The 18,472-nt window shown below is 63.0% G+C and carries 10 protein-coding genes; 8 read left to right on the forward strand and 2 right to left on the reverse strand.

Annotation, left to right across the window (positions count from 1 at the left end; genetic code table 11):
• Nucleotides 1-22 precede the first annotated feature (22 nt).
• Complete coding sequence (locus tag EKO19_RS24705) at nt 23-1,933, reverse strand: CocE/NonD family hydrolase (protein ID WP_129779561.1); 1,911 nt, start codon at nt 1,931-1,933, stop codon at nt 23-25.
• Between the two features lie 225 nt (nt 1,934-2,158).
• Between EKO19_RS24705 and EKO19_RS24710 the strand changes: the two genes are divergently transcribed.
• The 8 genes from EKO19_RS24710 (at nt 2,159) to EKO19_RS24745 (ending at nt 17,494) form a co-directional block, all read left to right on the forward strand.
• The gene (locus EKO19_RS24710) at nt 2,159-3,241 is read left to right on the forward strand and encodes a sensor histidine kinase (protein WP_157995424.1); all 1,083 of its coding nucleotides are present in this window, start codon (nt 2,159-2,161) and stop codon (nt 3,239-3,241) included.
• Entirely contained in the window at nt 3,238-3,948 is a 711-nt protein-coding gene (locus EKO19_RS24715; RefSeq protein WP_129779565.1) for a LytR/AlgR family response regulator transcription factor, read from the forward strand. Before EKO19_RS24710 ends, EKO19_RS24715 begins: the two co-directional genes overlap by 4 nt.
• A gap of 98 nt (nt 3,949-4,046) precedes the next feature.
• Nucleotides 4,047-5,981: a serine hydrolase domain-containing protein gene (locus EKO19_RS24720; RefSeq protein WP_129779567.1), complete on the forward strand. Its 1,935-nt coding sequence runs from the start codon at nt 4,047-4,049 to the stop codon at nt 5,979-5,981.
• Nucleotides 5,982-5,983: 2 nt separating this feature from the next.
• Complete coding sequence (locus EKO19_RS24725) at nt 5,984-6,238, forward strand: hypothetical protein (protein WP_129779569.1); 255 nt, start codon at nt 5,984-5,986, stop codon at nt 6,236-6,238.
• Nucleotides 6,239-6,385: 147 nt separating this feature from the next.
• Entirely contained in the window at nt 6,386-8,377 is a 1,992-nt protein-coding gene (locus tag EKO19_RS24730) for a serine hydrolase domain-containing protein (protein ID WP_217705557.1), read from the forward strand.
• A 1-nt stretch (nt 8,378) separates the two neighbouring features.
• Nucleotides 8,379-9,962, forward strand: a complete 1,584-nt coding sequence (locus tag EKO19_RS24735) for a serine hydrolase (protein ID WP_217705558.1) — start codon at nt 8,379-8,381, stop codon at nt 9,960-9,962.
• 352 nt (nt 9,963-10,314) lie between these two features.
• Nucleotides 10,315-10,908 (forward strand): PEP-CTERM sorting domain-containing protein, encoded by a 594-nt coding sequence (locus EKO19_RS24740; RefSeq protein WP_129779571.1) that lies wholly within the window; start codon nt 10,315-10,317, stop codon nt 10,906-10,908.
• Nucleotides 10,901-17,494 (forward strand): Ig-like domain-containing protein, encoded by a 6,594-nt coding sequence (locus tag EKO19_RS24745; protein ID WP_129779573.1) that lies wholly within the window; start codon nt 10,901-10,903, stop codon nt 17,492-17,494. Before EKO19_RS24740 ends, EKO19_RS24745 begins: the two co-directional genes overlap by 8 nt.
• Here the strand turns inward: EKO19_RS24745 and EKO19_RS38405 are convergent.
• The gene (locus EKO19_RS38405) at nt 17,468-18,346 is read right to left on the reverse strand and encodes an aspartyl protease family protein (RefSeq protein WP_175597176.1); all 879 of its coding nucleotides are present in this window, start codon (nt 18,344-18,346) and stop codon (nt 17,468-17,470) included. The genes EKO19_RS24745 and EKO19_RS38405 overlap by 27 nt on opposite strands.
• Nucleotides 18,347-18,472: the final 126 nt, after the last annotated feature.

Raw genomic sequence — 18,472 nt, forward strand, 5'->3', positions numbered from 1 at the left:
GCGTCGATGCAGGACCGGTAGCTCAGCGGCTCGACACCACCGGCAACTCCACATACGACGCATCATCGCCAGCGTGATGAATCGTGTTCTTGGCGATCACCGGTTCGCTCTCGCTTTCGTTCGCGCCGCCCGTGTTCAGATTACGAACGAACTTCGGGAAGTTGGAGGAGGTGACCTCGACGCGGATGCGGTGTCCCTTGTCGAAGCGAATGCTCGTGGCCATCGGCGTGGGACGGATCTCGTAGATCTTGCCGCTCGCCATCGGCTCCGGCTTGTCGAAGCCGTTGCGATAGCGTGCACGGAACATCGTGTCGCCGATGATGTACGCCGTGCCATCGGCCGCCACGTCGACGAGCTTCACCGCGAAGTCCGTGTCCCTGGCGCTCGATGAGACCTTCAATACCGCATCGACGAATCCCGTGACTTCCATCGGCTCGCTCAGTGGCTCGGTGCTGTACACGAGCACATCGGCACGCGACTCGACGGCGCGCTGATCGAACGCGCCGGGGATCACGATGCCGCCGTTACAACAATCGCCGCCGCCGATGGTCTGCACCGGATTCAACGGATCGTAGGAGAACTGATCGGGTTTTTCGTTGGCGGGCGGAGCCGCGAGCTCCAGTCGGCCGTCGCCATACAAGCTATTGGCGCTGCCGCCGCTGCGCAGATACATACGAACGGTTTTCGCCGGCTTCGGTGGCCATTGTGGCGACGACTTCCACGCGTTCTCGCCCATCGTGAAGTACTGAACATGAGGGGTCGACGGCGCGAACGCGTTCTTGTCGCCCTTCAGCCAGCGGTCGAACCACGAGAAGATGGTGCCGTCCACGTCGAAGCGCGCATCGCCCATCGAGCGCTCGCCGACTTCAGTCTCGGAGCTGAGCTTGGCGTACTGACAGTGAGCCACGGGCGCGACTACGGCGTATTGGTTGGCGCTCGCTTCCGCATCGGTCTTGGCGTTGCGTGCGTGATTGAACAATTCCAGATTCGGGCCGATCGATACGTCGTACCAGCTGTTGAACCACAGCGCCGGCACACCCCAGCCCATGTCGTCGTGATAAAGCCCGCCGGTGCGCCAGCCCGGATCGGCCGGGCTGCGTTTGATGAACTCCTCGAACGTGCCAGGCGGCTCGCCGAGATCGGTCAGCATCGTGTCGACGGGCAGATGTTTGATCTGCCGGGTCCATACGACATCGGGCTTCTTCGCATCCAGGTCGTTGTACTGAGAGATGCGCGAGCGGATCTTGGGATCGAGCTCGGCCGGCAGCTGTGCGCGCAATGGATTGTCGACGTGGTACAGCCACACGAAGAACAGATTGCGAGGCACGCCGCCGGTGTACCAATTGCCTTGCTCCTGGAACCGGCCGACCTTGCCGATGCCCGCGCCCGCGGACATGGGCACCATCGCGGCATGAGCCGGGTGATTCTGAGCCGCCAGCGCGAGTTGCCACTCGGCCGACGAAGAGCAGCCGAGCGTGCCGACCTTGCCATTGGACCACGGCTGTTTCGCGATCCAGCTCAGCGCGTCGTAGCCGTCGGTTTGCGGATAACCGAGGATCTGAAATTTGCCTTCCGAGAAGTAGCGGCCGCGCTCGTTCTGGATGACGAAAGCGTAGCCTTGTTTGACGGCGGCGAGCGCATAACGCAGCGACGCGCCGCGCATGCCCAGCTCGCTGTATGGCGTCTTCCACAGAATGGTGGGCAGCGCGCCCTTGGCGTCTTTCGGACGGAACACATTGGTCGCGAGCCCGACGCCATCGCGCATCGGCACGAGCACGGCGCGCTCGTCGGTGGCGCTCTCTTTCAACTCGCTTTTCAGCGATTCTTCACTGTATTTCGAGTAGTCCACGCGGTTCGACGGCGCGGGGGCACTGGCCAGCGCCACGGCCGGCAGGCCGGCGAACAACAACGAGAGCAGGGCACGCTTCGACATCTTGAGGGGTTCTCGCGAATGTAGTCCTGAATGGAAAAATGCTATCCAATGCGGCCCGGGTTCTCAAATCCAATCGCCGGTCCGGTGCGGCGACGGCGGCGGGGTCATGCCAGTCATCACGATTTGCTACCGTTCAGACGTTGCCGAGACCGTTCACCCTGCAATCTCGTCCGGCGGCCGCCGTTGGTTTAGCTTAGTGAGCGAATGAGACAGCCGCTTGCTCCAATGAACACCACGCGCACCTACTGGGCCTGCCAGCTCATCGGCTGGGGACTGTATGGCGCGAGCCAGGTGTCCAACGCCATCGCCACGCTGCCCGTGCCCTTCGAGCGCATCGTTCTGGAAATCGCATTGCTGAATGTTGCCGCCATCGGCCTCACTCAGATGCTACGCGTTTTCATGCGGCGCCGAGGCTGGAAAAAACTGAGTCTGCGCCAGCTGTTACCACGCAGTGTGGTAGCGAGCGTGCTGCTCGGGTTGCTGGTGGGGTCGGTGATGCATTTCATGGCGGTCGCGCCGCTGTGGGGATTGGAAACCCTCCCTGACAAGGAAGCGCTCGAAGCGCTGCCGCGATTCATCGTGGCGATGGATCCGCTGACGCTCCGGACCGTCAACTGGAGCCTGATCTTTTTCATCTGGATCGCCTTGTACATGGGCATTACCTCGGTGCGCGACCGGCATTCGGCGGAGTTGCGTCAGTCGCAGCTGAGTCAGGCTTTGCAGTCCGCCGAGCTGAAGCTGCTCAAATCTCAGCTCAATCCACATTTCCTGTTCAATTCGCTCAACAGCGTGCGTGCGCTCATTGCCGAGGATCCTGCGCGTGCCCGGGACGCTGTCACGCAACTGGCCGGCCTGTTGCGATATACGCTGAGGTCGGATCACGAGGAGCTGGTGACGTTGGAGCGCGAGCTGAAAACGGTCGGCGATTATCTGGCGCTCGAATCGTTGCGCCTGGGCGATCGAATGCGCATCGAGCTCGACATCGCGGCCGGCACGCAAGAAATACGCATTCCCGTGATGCTGTTACAGACCGTGGTCGAAAATGCGATCAAGCACGGCATCGCGGAGCTGCCGGGCGGCGGTGTCCTGCGAATCTCGGCGGCGCTTCGTGACAAGGTGTTGCACGTGGATGTGAGCAATCCGCGTCCGACGAATCCGACGCCACGCGAGCAGCCGGGCTCGGGGCTGTACAATGCGGCCGAGAGGTTGCGATTGCTGTTCGGGTCGCGCGCCACGCTCGACCTCGACCTGTCGCAGCCGGACCAGGCCATCGCCCGAATCCGGGTTCCAAGTGAAATCGTTGCATGAAATCGCTCATCGTCGATGACGAACCGCTGGCACGGCGTGAACTGCGGCGTTTGCTCGCGGATTTCCCTTGGGTCGAAATCGTCGGTGAAGCGGGCGATGTGAGTGAGGCCGCGGCGCGTGTCGATGCGCTGGCGCCGGAGCTGATCTTTCTGGACATCCAGATGCCGGGCGGTTCGGGCTTCGATCTGCTCGCGCGACTCGATCACGTGCCACGCGTTATTTTCACGACTGCGTACGATCATCACGCGGTGCGCGCTTTCGAAGTCAATGCGCTCGACTATCTGCTCAAGCCCATCGAGCCCCAGCGATTGGCGGCGGCGCTCACCAAGGCGCGAGCGGCGCCCGAGGAACGGGCGGTCGAGGTGCCACCGAGCGACGTTCTCGAACGGCTGTTCGTGCGCGATCGCGATCGTTGCTGGTTCGTGCCGCTGCGTGAAGTCAGCATGCTGATGGCGGAAGGCAATTATGTGCGGCTGTTCTGGGGCCAGGAGCGCCCGTTGCTCGGGCGGCCGCTGCACAGTCTGGAGCAACGGCTCGATCCCAAGCGTTTCTTTCGTGCCAACCGCAAGCAGATCATCAACGTCGACTTCATCGAGAACGTGGAACTCGGCATCGGCGGGCAACTGCACGCCAGGCTACGGGGCGGCTCCGAGGTCGATATCTCCCGCCGGCAGGCAAGATTGTTCCGTCTGCAGATGAGCGTGTAGACCACTCACCCGGCGGATCGGACCGTTCGACACGAAATCGGCCGGCCGGCCCGCCGGCACCGTAAATTCTCCGGCACAGGCCCCTTGCCGGAGAATGTATGCGTCTTGCCAGGATTCTCGCCGTCGCCCTTTGTGGCCTGGGTTCGTTGAGCGCGGCACATGCGGATGATTCGGCACCGGTAGCGCCGGTCACATCGGCTCCCGCGCTCACGCGTGCGGATGCCGAGACCTGGCTCGACGGCTTTCTCGACTATGAACTGCAGCGAGGCGACATCGCGGGCGGCGTCGTCGTCATCGTCAAGGATGGCGAAGTCCTGCTGCAGAAAGGATACGGCTACGACGATGTCGAAAAACGCCGGTCCGTGGATCCGCAGCGAACGTTGTTCAGGGTCGGGTCGGTCAGCAAGCTGTTCACGGCCACGGCGGTGATGCAACTGGTCGAGCAGGGCAAGATCGACCTCGATGCGCCCATCGATCAATACGTCGACTTCGAGATCCCGGCGGCGTTCGGCAAGCCGGTGACGATGCGCAATCTGATCACGCACACCGGTGGGTTCGACGAGTCGGTGCGCGAGCTCATGCATTCCGATCCGAAGCGGTTCGGCACCCTGGAGTCGCTGGTGAAGATCCCTGGACGGACGCGCCTGTTTCCGCCCGGTGAAGTGCCGTCCTATTGCAACTATTGCCTGGCGCTCGCGGGCTACGTCATCGAGCGCGTTTCCGGGGAAACCTTCGACGATTATCTGGATCGTCATGTTTTCGCGCCGCTGGGCATGGAGCATTCGACGTTCCGGCAGCCGCTGCCCGAAAAGTCTCAGGCCGACATGTCGAAGGGCTATGAGCGTGCCTCGGCGCCGCCGTTGTATTTCGAGCTGGTTGGCCCCGCGCCGGCCGGCAGCCTCAGTGCGACAGGTGCCGACATGGCGCGCTTCATGAACGCACATCTGCATGACGCCGCCGGGTTGTTGAAGCCGGAAACCGCACGTCTCATGCACACGTCGGTGTTCCAAGCGACGCCGCCGGTGAACGGCATGGCTCTGGGTTTCTTCGAGGCGAATCGCAACGGTCGGCGCATCATCGAGCACGGCGGCGACACGCAGGTGTTTCACAGCCAGATGATTCTGTTCATGGACCAGGGCGTCGGCATGTTCATGTCGTTCAACAGCACGGGCAAGGATGGCGCGGTGGGCGGTGTGCGTAGCGCGCTGTTCGAGCAGTTCACCGATCGATATTTCCCCGCGCCCGTACCGGATGAGCCGACGGCGTCGACAGCGATCGAGCACAGCCGGCTGGTGGCGGGGCGATATCAAAGCTCGCGTCGTTCGGCGAAAGCATTCTTCGTTGCAGTTGGCATGCTCGGTCAGTTCGAGGTCACTGCAAATCCGGATGGCACCCTGGTGATTCCGCCGCTCACGGGGCTGAACGGTCAACCGAAAGTCTGGCGCGAAGTGGGCCCGTTCGTGTGGCGCGAGGTTGGTGGCAAGGAGCGTCTGGCCGCGAAGATCGAGGACGGAAAAGTACGATTCCTGGGCCATGACGCATCGAGCGGTGTGCAGGTCTTCATGCCGGTGCCGGCCGGTATGTCCGGTGGATGGATGATTCCAGTGGTGCTGCTGTCAGCGGTGAGTCTGTTGCTGACCGTGATCGCGTGGCCGGTTGCCGCTTTCGTCCGACGCCGTCACGGCGTGACGTTTGAAATGACCAGGCAGCAGGCGCTTGCACGTCGGCTGGTCATCGCCGCGGCCATCGTCAATCTGGTTTTCCTGATCGGCTGGATGATGCTGATCCAGTCGGGCCTGGCGAATCTTGCGCTGTTCGATGGCCGGATGGACGCCTGGTTCTTCGTGCTCCATCTGCTCGGCTTCATCGGACTGGCCGGCGTCGGCGTGGCGCTTTGGAATGCCTGGCTCTCGCTCCAGAGCCGTCGTGGCTGGGGGAGCAAGTCGTGGAGCGTCGTGCTGGCGGCGTCCTGTGTCGCGATCACCTGGATCGGCTTCACTCTGAATCTGATCAAACTCAATCTTTACTACTGATCATGCGAATACTCATCGCCGCCGCGGCCGCCGTGCTCTGCACAGCCTGTGTGTCCGCTCCGCAGAATGTTCGAGAGCAGGCGAGCAGTGCGTTTGCCTGCGATGCCTCGCAAGTCAAAGTCCAGCAGACGGTGCGCCACTATATGGGCGACTACGCGTTCGAAGCCGAGGGCTGCGGACAGAAGCTGACCTACGAATGCGAGCAGGCGTATGTGTTGTTGATTCCAGTGGGCACTCTCGCGTGCCACAGGAAATGAAGTTGGTGAGATGAGTCGTCTGCGTTGACGCCCGAGGCCGGCCGGTCCAGGGGCGCGAAGGCGTGGTTGACGATTCTCTATATAGGGCTAAGATGTCCTGATAAGGATCGTTTTCGCCCATTCCTACAACTTGCTTTGGGGACCGGAATGCGTGCACCTGCATTTATATTGATGACGATGGCGCTGTGCTCGCAGTCGCTGTTCGCGGCGGCTGCCGGCGATGTTTCCTCCCAGCCACCGGCACCGGAACCTCAAGTCAGCTCCGCCGAAGTGCCGAATTCCGAAGTTCGGCCGTTGACGCGTGAGGATGCCGAAGCGTGGCTCGATGGTTTCCTGCCGTATGCGCTGGCCACCGGCGATGTGGCGGGCGCAGTCGTCGTTGTCGTCAAAGATGGCGCGACCCTTTTGCAGAAGGGTTACGGCTACGCCGACGTGGCGACACGCAAGCCGGTCGATCCGGCCACCACATTGTTTCGGCCAGGCTCCATTTCCAAGCTGACGACCTGGACCGCGGTGATGCAGATGGTCGAGCAGGGCAAGCTCGACCTGGATGCCGACGTGAACGGCTATCTGGATTTCAAGATTCCGGCGCGCGACGGTCAGCCGATCACGTTACGGAACATCCTGACGCACACGCCCGGGTTCGAGGAGCGGGTCAAGGATCTGATCATCGCCGAAGGCGTGCCGTTCGACCCGCTGGATGTGTATCTCAAGAAGTGGGTGCCGACGCGGATCTTCGCCCCGGGTACCACGCCGGCCTATTCGAACTATGCAACGTCGCTCGCCGGTTACATCGTCGCTCGCGTCTCGGGTCTCTCGTACGACGACTACGTCGATCAGCACATTCTGCAGCCGTTGGGGATGGAGCATTCGACGTTCCGTCAGCCGCTGCCCGAACGTTTGCAGCCGTTCATGTCGAGCGGCTATGCGCTGGCGTCGGATGGCAAGGCGAAACCGTTTGAGATCGTAGTAGCCGCGCCCGCCGGCAGCCAGGCTTCCTCGGGCGCGGACATGGCGCGCTTCATGATCGCCCATCTGCAAAAGGGCGCGTTTGGCGATAACCGCATTCTCAAGGCGGAAACCGCCGAACAGATGCATACCACGGCGCTCACGATTCTGCCGCGCGTGGACCGCATGATGCTCGGCTTCTACGAGCAGAACCGCAACGGCCGGCGCATCATTTCGCATGCCGGCGATTCGGCGTGGTTCCATTCCGATCTGTACCTGTTCCTCGACGACAATGTCGGCCTGTTCATTTCCATGAACAGCGCGGGCAAGGAGGGCGCGCCCGGCAAGATTCGCAAGGCCGTGTTCGAGCAGTTCACCGATCGCTATCTGCCGGGCCCGACGTTCGATGGCAAGGTCGATCCGCAAGTGGCCGCCGAGCATGCGCGCATGATGACTGGCCTGTATCAAGTCTCGCGCCGCATGGAAACGAACTTCCTGAGTCTGCTCGGACTGCTCAGCCCCACCAAAGTCTTTGCGAACGACGACGGCACGATCAGCGTCTCGATGGCGACCAACGCCGTCGGCAAGCCGATCAAGTGGCGTGAGGTCGAGCCGTTCGTGTGGCGCGACGTCGATGGTGAAAGTTTCCTGTCTGCTGAAGCCGCGGACGGCAAGGTCAGGCGCTTTGCCTTCGAATGGGTATCGCCGTTCATGATATTCGAGCCCATGCCGGCGTCGATCTCACCGAGCTGGCTCACTCCCGCGCTGTTTGCCGGCTTGATCGCGCTGCTTTTGACAGCACTCGCCTGGCCGATCTCCGCGCTGACGCGCAAGCACTATGGCGCGAGCTACGCGTTGACGGGGCGTGATGCGACGGCGCATCGCTGGATCCGCATCGCTGCGACTGCGGTCATCGCGCTGTTCGTCCTCTGGGGCGTGGCGGTCGTGGCGATCATGGGCGAAAGCCTTCGCTCTTCCACGTCCGATGTTTTGTTGATGATCGTCCAGGTGCTGTCCGCGGTCGTCTTCTTCGGCGCTGCCGCGATCGGCGTGTGGAACGCGAGCGTCGTCGTGCGTGGCGATCGCAAGTGGCAGGCGAAGACCTGGGCCGTAGTGCTCGCGCTTGCGCTGCTGGTCGTGCTCTGGGTCGGGCTGGCCTTTCATCTCATTGCCTTCGATGTGAACTACTGACATGCCGATGTTGAATTCCGTGCGTGCGGCGATTGCGACGACCGTGTTCGTGTTTGCATCGGCGCACGCCGCGCCGCCGGGCGATCTCGATCGTTATGCCAGGCGCGTGATCGACACGTTCGAGACGCCGGGCCTGGCGATCGCGATCTCCGAACGCGGCAAGTCGCCGGTCATCCGCACGTACGGTGTGCGTCGTCTGGGTGAGGCTGCCAAAGTCGATGAACAGACGATGTTCTCGATGGGCTCGACCACCAAGGCGTTCACCAGCGCCTTGCTGGCGATGCTGGTCGATGAAGGCAAGCTGTCGTGGGACAGCAAGGTCGTCGATCTGCTGCCGGGATTCCGCATGTACGATGCGTACACCAGCGCCGAGATGACGGTGCGGGATCTGCTCGTTCATCGCAGCGGTTTGGGGCTCGGCGCGGGCGATCTGCTGTTCGTACCGGAGACCAATCTGACGCGGGCGCAGATCGTCGAGAAGCTGCGCTACATCAAGCCCGCCACGAGCTTTCGCAGCGGCTATGCCTACGACAATCTGCTGTACGTGGTGGCTGGCCAGCTGATCGAAGAGATCTGCAAGGACAGCTGGGAGAATGTGGTCCGCAAGCGCATTCTCGCGCCGCTGCAGATGGAACATACGATCACTTCGTCGACGACGCCTCCCGGTGCGAACAAAGGTTGGCCGCACGCGCGCGTCTCCACCGAGATGCGTGGCGAGGGACCGATGTCGCCATTGCCGGGTCAGATGAGTTTCGACAACTCGGCGCCGGCGGGATCGTTGAATGCCAGCATCACCGACGTTGCCCGTTGGCTCGAGCTGCAACTGGGGCGCGGCCTCGATCCGCGCACCAATGTGCGTCTGTTCAGTGAAGCGCAGTCGCGTGAGATGTGGACCAGTCAGACGCTCATTCCCATCGCCCAGAACCCCAAACCGCTCGAACTGGCACAGGCGAACTTCCGCGCCTATGCACTTGGGTGGGGATACAGCGACTATCGCGGTCAGCCGATCATTTCGCACACCGGTGGCGTGCTGGGCAGCGTCGCTCTGGTCGTGATCGTGCCGGGCAAGGACGTCGCGTTCGCGATCCTGACCAACTCGGAGGAGATCGGTGCGCTGTGGGCCCTCCAGTATCGCTTGCTGGATCATTATCTGGGCCTGAAGAGCCCCGACTGGGTCGGTGCCATCTCGGGCGTGTCCAAGGAGCGAGTCGCGAAGGGGCTGGAAGTGCTGGCCGCCGCGAAGGCCACGCCGGAGCAGAGTGGCAAGGGGCCGTCGCTCGCCTTGGAGAAGTATGCGGGCCGTTACCGCGACGACTGGTATGGGCAGGCCGCCATCGAGAACGGTGCCGACGGCCTCTCGATCCGCTTCGAGCACTCAGCGGCGCTCACCGGCAAGCTCGAACATGTCCGCTACGACACGTTCCGCACTCGCTGGATCGATCCGAAGATGGCCGAAGACGCCTATGTGACGTTCACCCTGCAGCCCGACGGGTCGATTGCCACCATGACCCTGAAGGCCATTTCGCCGCTCGCCGATTTCAGCTTCGACTTTCACGATCTGCTGTTCAAGCCGGTAGCGAACTAGGGCCTGTTAACACTCATTGGGTGGGCTGCGACGAGCTATTGCGGTTCAGGGCTAGGCAGGACGACCGCCGTGTGCTCTCTGCACATAAGGGAGGACTAACGACGTCCTGAACCGCAATAGCTCGTCCCATCTAATGATATTTATTCATTAAATGGGTTGCGCCTCGAATCGCCCACAGCTGCGTTACAAAGCTTGCCCATATCGACATATGGGCTGCGCTTTGTGCCTTGCTGCAGGCGATTGGAGGCGCAACGCAGCCCACCCAATGAGTGTTAACAGGCCCTATTTTGAGCCGATCCGCCCGCCACCGCGCCTATAGGTCTTAGTACCTGTAGGCCTGGGGAGGCGAGCGATGGACAGTGGATTGGGTTTTCGGCCGGGCGCCGTGCGCCGGCTGGTTTGGCATGCGTTGGTCGGAGTGTTCGCGGTGCTGTGCTCGGCGCCGAGCTTTGCGACCCTGATCACGTATCAGGCGACCCAGCTGAGCGACACCAGCTGGCGTTATGACTACTCGGTCGACAACGACACCCTCGCGACGCCAATCGAGGAGTTCACGATCTTCTTCGGGCTCGGTCAGTACGCCAATCTGACCGACCTCGGCACGCCCGCCGACTGGGAAGGCTTCGTTGCCCAGCCCGATCCACTGTTGCCGGACGACGGCTTCATCGATGTGCTGTCCCTGTCCGGCGGCGTGCTGCCGGGTCAGAACCTGGGCAGCTTCTCCATCGTGTTCGACTGGCTGCTCGCAGGTACGCCGGGCGCGCAGCGCTTCGACATCATCGATCCGCTGTCCTTCACCGTGCTCGAATCCGGCTTCACGACGTTGCTGGCGCCACCGGCGAACGTGCCGGAGCCGTCGTCGTTGGCGTTGTTCGGGACCGCGTTGCTCGTCTTCGGAATGATGCGCCGTCGCCGCGAGCGTGTGGAGAGCGGCGCCCATGGTTAATTTCATTCGCTCGCGGGCCAGCACGATGTGCGTGCTGGCCTTGCTGCTCATTGCGGCCGGCACGAGCATCGCGCAGGCGCCCTCGACGTATGTCACCAACCTGGTGCTGGTCTCGAGCCAGCGCTATTCCAGCTATCTCACCGACTTCACCTATCGCATCCAGGTGGTGAATCAGGGCGGAGCGCTCGAGAACGCCACCGCGAGCGTAACCAGCTCGGCCGCGGCGACCACGATCCTCGACAACGAAGTGATCCTTGGCAACGTGACCGCAGGCAGCACCTTTGTCAGCACCGACACGTTCACGTTGCGACAGGACCGGCGCGTCGCGTTCGATCCAACCCGGCTGTCGTGGATCATCAACGCGGCCGATGCGAATACTCCGCCGGTGGCTCATGCGGGGCCGGATCAAACGGTCCGCACAGGCGCGCTCGTCACATTGAACGGCACGGCCTCGACCGATGCCGACGGTGATCCGCTCACTTACTCGTGGACGATGGTGTCTCGTCCGAACGGCAGCACTGCGGTCCTGTCATCCAGCGTCGCGGCCATGCCGACGTTTACGCCCGATCGCGGCGGTACCTATGTGCTGAGCCTCATCGTCAACGACGGGCACGCGAGCAGCGTTGCGGATGAAGTTCGTATCTCCACCGTCAATTCCACGCCAATCGCGAACGCGGGTGCGGATCGCACCGTGGCGCGCGCGAGCCTGGTGACGCTGGATGGCTCGGCGTCGTCGGATCCGGATTTCGATGCGTTGTCCTATACGTGGGTCATCGCTGCCGCGCCCCAAGGCAGCACCGCCGCGCTGAGCGCGGCGACCACCGTGCGCCCGACGATTCGGCTCGATCTGCCCGGCAGTTATACATTCCGTCTGGTCGTGTCCGATGGCCAGCTCACCAGCACGCCCGACGAGGTGATCGTCAGCACCGAAAACTCTGCACCGGTGGCGAACGCGGGACCTGATCAAACAGGAGCGATTGGCGTGGCGGCACAGTTCGACGGTCGAGCATCGAGCGATGCCGACAACGACGCGCTGAGTTTCTCGTGGTCCTGGCAGTCGCGCCCCGATGGCAGTCATGCGGTGTTGAATGCGGTCGACACACCGGTCGCCGGCTTCGTGCCCGATACGGCGGGGCTGTATGTCGGTCAGCTCATCGTCAACGACGGTTTCGCGAACAGCCTGCCGGACACGGCGGTGGTCAGTGTGCCGTTACCAGTGAATCGACCGCCGGTGGCGATCGATGATGCGGTGTCGACGCCCGTGGGTATTGCCGTCGATATCGCCGTGTTGGCAAACGACACCGATCCGGATGCGGGCTCGTCGTTGTCGGTTGCCAGCTTCACGCAGCCTGTCGGCGGTGCTGTCACCGCAGTTGCCGGCGGACTGAGATTCACTCCTCAAGCGGGATTCACCGGCGTCACGACGTTCAGTTACGCCGTGACCGATGGTTCGCTGACAGCGAGCGCGATCGTGACGGTGACCGTCGTTGCCGCCGCGAACGCAGCGCCGGTCGTGAACGCGGGCGCCGATCAAAACATCACGTTGCCTTACAGCGGCGCGGTGGCTTCGATCACGCTCGCCGGAACCGTCAGCGATGATGGGCTGCCGGCGCCGGCACGACTCACGAGCGCGTGGTCACAGATGAGTGGTCCCATCGTGGCTACGATCGGTAATGCCACAGCCGCAAGCACGTCGGTGTATCTGCCTGCGATCGGTAGCTATGTTTTCCGACTGACCGCGAACGATGGGGCTGTGACGGCCAGCGATGATGTCGTGATTGTCGTCACTGCCGCGGCCAATACCGCGCCGACGCTGGTCGCGATTGCGGATCGCACGATTGCGCTGGGCTCGACGTTATCGCTGCATCTTGGGGTCAGCGATGCCGATCCGTTCGATACGTTGTCGTTGTCGATCGATGCCGGCCCCGCGGGCGCGACGCTCAGTGCGCCCGAGTCGTTGATGTGGACGCCTGGCGCGACGCAGGTTGGAACACATCCGTTCGCGATCACGGTGCGCGACGCCGCTGGCTTGTCCGATACGAAAACATTCAATGTCACCGTGACTGCGGCGAATCGCGCGCCCGTGCTCGCAGCGTTGAGTGACGACACCGTCGGCACGGGCGCGAACTACAGCAAGACGTTGAGCGCGACCGATTCAGATGGCGACGCGTTGACGTTCGAAGTGATCGGCGCGCCCAATGGCATGAGCCTGAACGGCGGCACATTGCGCTGGCAGCCCATGCAGAGCGGTGAATACTTCGTGAAAGTGGCCGTCCGCGATCCAGCGGGGGCGACGGCGGCGGGCGTATTCAAAGTGACTGTTGGCGCAGTCTCCATGCCGGTGGCTCGCGATGACAGCTATCGGGTGAAGTTCGGCGAGACCCTGGCGATCACGGCGCCGGGCGTGCTGACGAACGACGCCGATGCCGACTCCGCGGCGCTGACGGCAATCCGACTGAGCGAGCCGGGGCTGGGCACGCTGACTTCGTTCAACAGCGATGGCAGCTTCATGTACACGGCGCCAACCGTGGATACGCGTGCGCCGCTCGCCATTACGGCGCGGCCGCTCTCGACCAGCATCTACATCAACGACCTGTACACGGTGCCGCTGGTCGGCGACTTGAATCGCGACGGCTATCCGGACCTGGTGTACGACTGGCTCAACCAGTCGCACACCGCGATCAACGGCCGGGACGGCTCGATTCTGTGGCACGCCGACCGCGCCAATCTGGACGGTTGCTTCGATTGGCTCAGCGGCGGCTATCACCGCCTGCTCGCCGATATCGATGACGACGGTCAGATCGAATATGTGTTTCCTTCGCAGTGTGGCTCCCTGTCGCGACTGGTCGCCGTCGATAGCACCGGTCACACCAAGTGGGTCTCGCCCTTGGCCACGCATCGTTACGATGCGATCTCTTGTCTGTACGGCAATGGCTATTGCCCGCCCGAGGCGGCGCCGGTCGCCTACGATATGTTTTCTCGCATGACACCGTCGGTGGCGCGGCTGACGCCGAATTCGGCGCCGGTCATTCTGATGCGCCGGACGATCACTGCCGATGCCGGCTCGACTTTGTCGCCTACGCCGGAGGGGCCGCTGGCCTGGCATAGCTATGGCTGCGCGTTTGCTACCGGTCGCGACGAGGACCTCGCGACGGCGTGCCGCGTGACATTCATCATTTCGCCGGTCGACGGCAGCGTGCAACAGGTGTTGCGAGCACCGCCGGGCCGAATCGATGGTTCGGGCCTCGCGGGCATGGGGCCGTTCTATGACAACTTCCTGCCGCCGTTCACGGCGGACCTGGACGGCGACGGTCAGGTCGAGATCATCTCGGGCAGCGATGTGTGGCGTCTGGTGAACGGTCAATGGACGCTGGCGTGGCAGACGGCGCTCGAGCCTGCGCAGGTGGCCGTGGCCGATCTGGATGGCGACGGTCGCGCCGAGGTCGTGCAGTTCCACTCCCGCGAAGGCGTCGGCCCGTACAACGGGGAGCCGTTGCCGAACTTCGCCGGCTTCGTCATCTATGATGCCAATGGCGTCGAGCAGCGGCGCATCCCGCTGCAACCGGCCAACATCTCCAGCTTCATGACCATTGCGGATGTCGACGGCGACGATGTGCCGGAACTGCTCATCGTCGCCAACGCGATGGTGTATGCCATGAGCATCGAAGGCGTGCTCAAGTGGACGTTCGTGTTGCCCGATAGCACCGTGAATCCGGCTCCGTATCGCGAGTTCCGTCAATCCACCGCGACCAACGTGCAGGTGTACGACCTCGACGGCGATGGCGTGAAGGAAGTCCTGGTGTCCTCGCTGTTCGGCTTTCATATCCTCGACGGTCGCGATGGCACGGCGAAGGTGAACTTCGATGCCGGCCAGCGAATCGCCAACTCGCGGGCGATGCGCATCACTTACGTCGCGGACTGGAACAACGACGGTCACGCCGACATCGTGTCGTTCGGACAAGGCAACGGCACCTTGGGCGGCACCGGTTCCTTCGTCATCTCCGCGGCGAACAACGACTGGCTGCCGGCCGGCAAATCGTTCCATCAGTCGCAGTACCGGATGGGCGACAGCGACGACAGCGGTCGCGTGCTGTACAACGCGTCGATCGACCGCAGCTTCCGCAATCCGCGTCAGCTCGGCACGGTTCGCGATGCTCGTGAAGCGGCGGGAACGTCGTTCGAATATGCCGCGAGCAACGGTTCGGGTACCTCGAACGGCGCGCGGGTGTTCCTGACGCTCGCGCCCGACAATCAGCCGCCGATCATTACTTCCCGGCCACCGACCGCCATCCAGGCCAGCAGCTCGGAAGATTATTTGTATCAAATGGCCGCGACCGATCCGGATGCGGGCGACACGATCACTTACTCGATCCTGAATGCGCCGTCGTGGGTCAGTGTGAATGCGACGACGGGCGCGGTGCGCTTCGATACGGGGCCGTGCGGATCGTATGGATCACCGTGCGACTACGGTCGGGTGACCGTCGTGCTGGCTGCGACCGACTCGCAAGGTGCGCAGGCGACGCAGTCGTTCGTGGTGAATGTCACAACATCGACGCCGGCCACGGTGCCGAATGTCGTCGGCAGCCTGCGGAGCGCAGCGGTACAGGCCCTCCGTGCGATCACCTTCAACGCGATCGTTCAGCAGGAGCAGTACAGCGGTCAGCCGGTCGATACAGTGATTGCCCAGACACCGGCGGCGGGCTCATCCCAGCCGCAGGAGTCGACGGTTCTGATCACGGTATCGAAGGGACCCGCGCCGGCGCTCGTGCCGAATGTCGTCGGCCGATTCGCAGCGTCCGCGTCCACTGCGCTGTCATCGCTGGGCTTCACGCCTGCGATCACGCGCGTATTCAGTGACACGGTGGAGGCGGGCGTCGTCATATCGCAGTCCATTGCCGCCGGTACTGAGACGCAGCCTGGTGCGCTCACGCTGGTTGTTTCTTCCGGTAGCGGATTGGATCTGCGCCTGGCGCGCTCGGTGACGCCGGCCAATGAGCCGATCGTGTTCTCGCTGCGAGAAACCGATCTCGACGGCAATGCGACCGGTACGCCGAATGCGAGCTTCAGTGTCACCCCGGTTGCCGGCGTCACAGGGGCGCCGCCATCGGTTACCAACAGCTCGATTGTTCCGGCAGCGAACACGCGCGGTCGTTATCGCCTCACTGTGACGAGCAGTGGGCGCACTTCCGTGGCCGAGTTCGTGGTCGTCCAGCCGAATACCACGGCGCGGCCGACTCAGCTGGCGCAGTTCGCTCAGTTCGAAGCGACGCTGCTTGTGATGGATAACCTGCTCGCCGAGGCTGAAGCTGCGCGACTGGCGAACGACCCCGCGACGATGACAGCCAGGATGACTTCCTGGGTCAACACGTGGCGTGCGCTCGATCTGGATCGGCTGAGCTTCGCGGTGCCGGTCGTCACCGAAGACGGTTTCCCGCCGTCGGTCGCCGAGATGGCCGGGTTCGGTGTGACGCAGACCGCGGACGATGTGCTCAACAAGCGCATCCTCGCCGATGCGGCCAGCGATCTCGATGCGCTCGAAACGGCGTTGCGTTCGCCGAACACGCCGTACTCGCAGATCGTCAACTTGTTCCGCAACTTCAATGCTCGGGCCGAACGGCTCCGGTCGGTTGCTCCGGGCGAGTACGGAATCGTCGATGCCAAGGGTTTGTATGCGGAGCTGCTGTCGCAACGGATCCCGAGAGTGATCGATGCGATGGTCGATGACGTAGCGGCTGCGTTCCATCTGCCGTCGCGGTCGCGACCGTTCCCCGGGCTGGCGAGCGCCTATCCGGGCGTTGAATACGGCGATACCGTGAGAGCACTCGTCGCGCGGCAGTGGGATGCGCCGTCTTCAGTGGTCGGTGGCAACGAGGTTTATTTGTTCTCGACGCTGGCCGAGCAACTCACGACCATCGCGGTCAAGGCCGTGGTCGACGCGCTGGGCGATGGTTATACGGTTCGCAAGTTCTATCAGGCTGCCGCGACGAGTGCGATCGGTGGCGCGGCGATTCTGGCTGCGGCACATCACATCAAGGCGGAGACGGGCGCCGCGGATCTCACGGTGACGACGGCATCGTCGCTGTCGATCAACGTGTTCGAGGCGGAATACAGCACCCTGGAAGGCATCGGCCTGAATGGCGCTCATCCCGCGCTCAACAAGGTGATGGTGATCGGGCCCGAGCTGGTCAACGTGTTCACCGACATGATCGAGAAGCTCAAGGCGCTCGGCGGATTGCGCAGCAGTGCGTCCAACGTCGTCAAGGCGCGCAACCTCGACGATCTCTACGACGGTGTGATCGATTTCTACAGCAAGGGCAAGGAGCAGGTGGACGCGGCTACGAGTGCCGGACAGCGCATCTCGGAGGAGCTGGAGAACGTGTATCAGACGCCATCGCCGCACTCGGCAGTGTCGGAATGTCTGTTCGAGCCAGGTCCGTTGTGCTCATCGATCACGTACACGAATGGATTCCACTCCGTGTATCAGTCGCTCGGGCTGAACCTGCCGACGCCCATCCTGTTCGTGGTCGTCAACCAGGAGACGGGCGAGGTGCTGGTGGGGTCACCGGCCTTCCTGCCGCACCGATAACCTGGAGTGCCGGTAGTCGATGGCGAAACTCGACAGTTGTGAGAAGTAATCCATGCCGAGGAGCACCGCGGGCTCCTCGGCGAGTTCCCACGATGCAAAGACCGGCAGTCGGGCGCAGGCAATGGACAGATTGACGACAGCCTCGCTGCCGATCTCGATCGGCAGTGTCGGTAACGCGACCGTGGCGCTGACGGCTGCATCGGGTGTTTGCACGATTACCGGATCGGGCGTGTCGATGGCGACGTTCGAGCGTCGGGCAAGGGCGAGATTGCCGATCGATCGTTGTGCACCGGTATCGAGGATGAACTTGCAATTCACCGAACCAACCGTGCCGGCCGCGAGCAACAAGCCACCGAAACGCTGTTGTACCCTCGTGTCATCGATGGACTCATCCGGGCTCGAAGTGATGAGGAGTCGTCCGGCTTTCACATCCACCGCTATCCGTTGGCCGACCAGCGCGTCGGCGCCAATGACACCGAGCATGCCGGGCTCGGCGATGACGGGCATCGAGCGCCGCTCCAGGCGCAATGAGCCAACTTCCAAAGATTCGATGGCGACCGCGGGTGTCGTCGACCGCCCGGTGGTGCGCTGGACCGATACGGTCGCGGAGTCGGCCGGTGGCAGCTTCAATCTCGTGGCCACTTCCGCCGCGATCAGGCAGTGGCTGGCGCCGGTGTCGAGCATGAAACGATACGGCCCATGGCCGTTGACATATGTCGGTACCAGCAGCCGCCCCGCAGTGTCCTTGGCAATGAGGGTGTCCAGAACGGACTCACTCGCCCACACGGTGGGAATGCCGCAAGCGAGCACTGCCGTGGAGCGGATGAACTGCCGACGCGTCGTTGCTGCCATGTTGTTTGTAAAGGGATTCGACGGCGCTCGGAGAAAAGCGGGCCAGGTCGGCGTTTTCGTGAACTGTGTTCGCAGCGATTGGCGGGGCGGCGCTGCTACGATGTCGCCGAGATCGCGCCATCGTGC

The organism is Peristeroidobacter soli, from assembly GCF_004138485.1.
Taxonomy (GTDB): domain Bacteria; phylum Pseudomonadota; class Gammaproteobacteria; order Steroidobacterales; family Steroidobacteraceae; genus Steroidobacter; species Steroidobacter soli.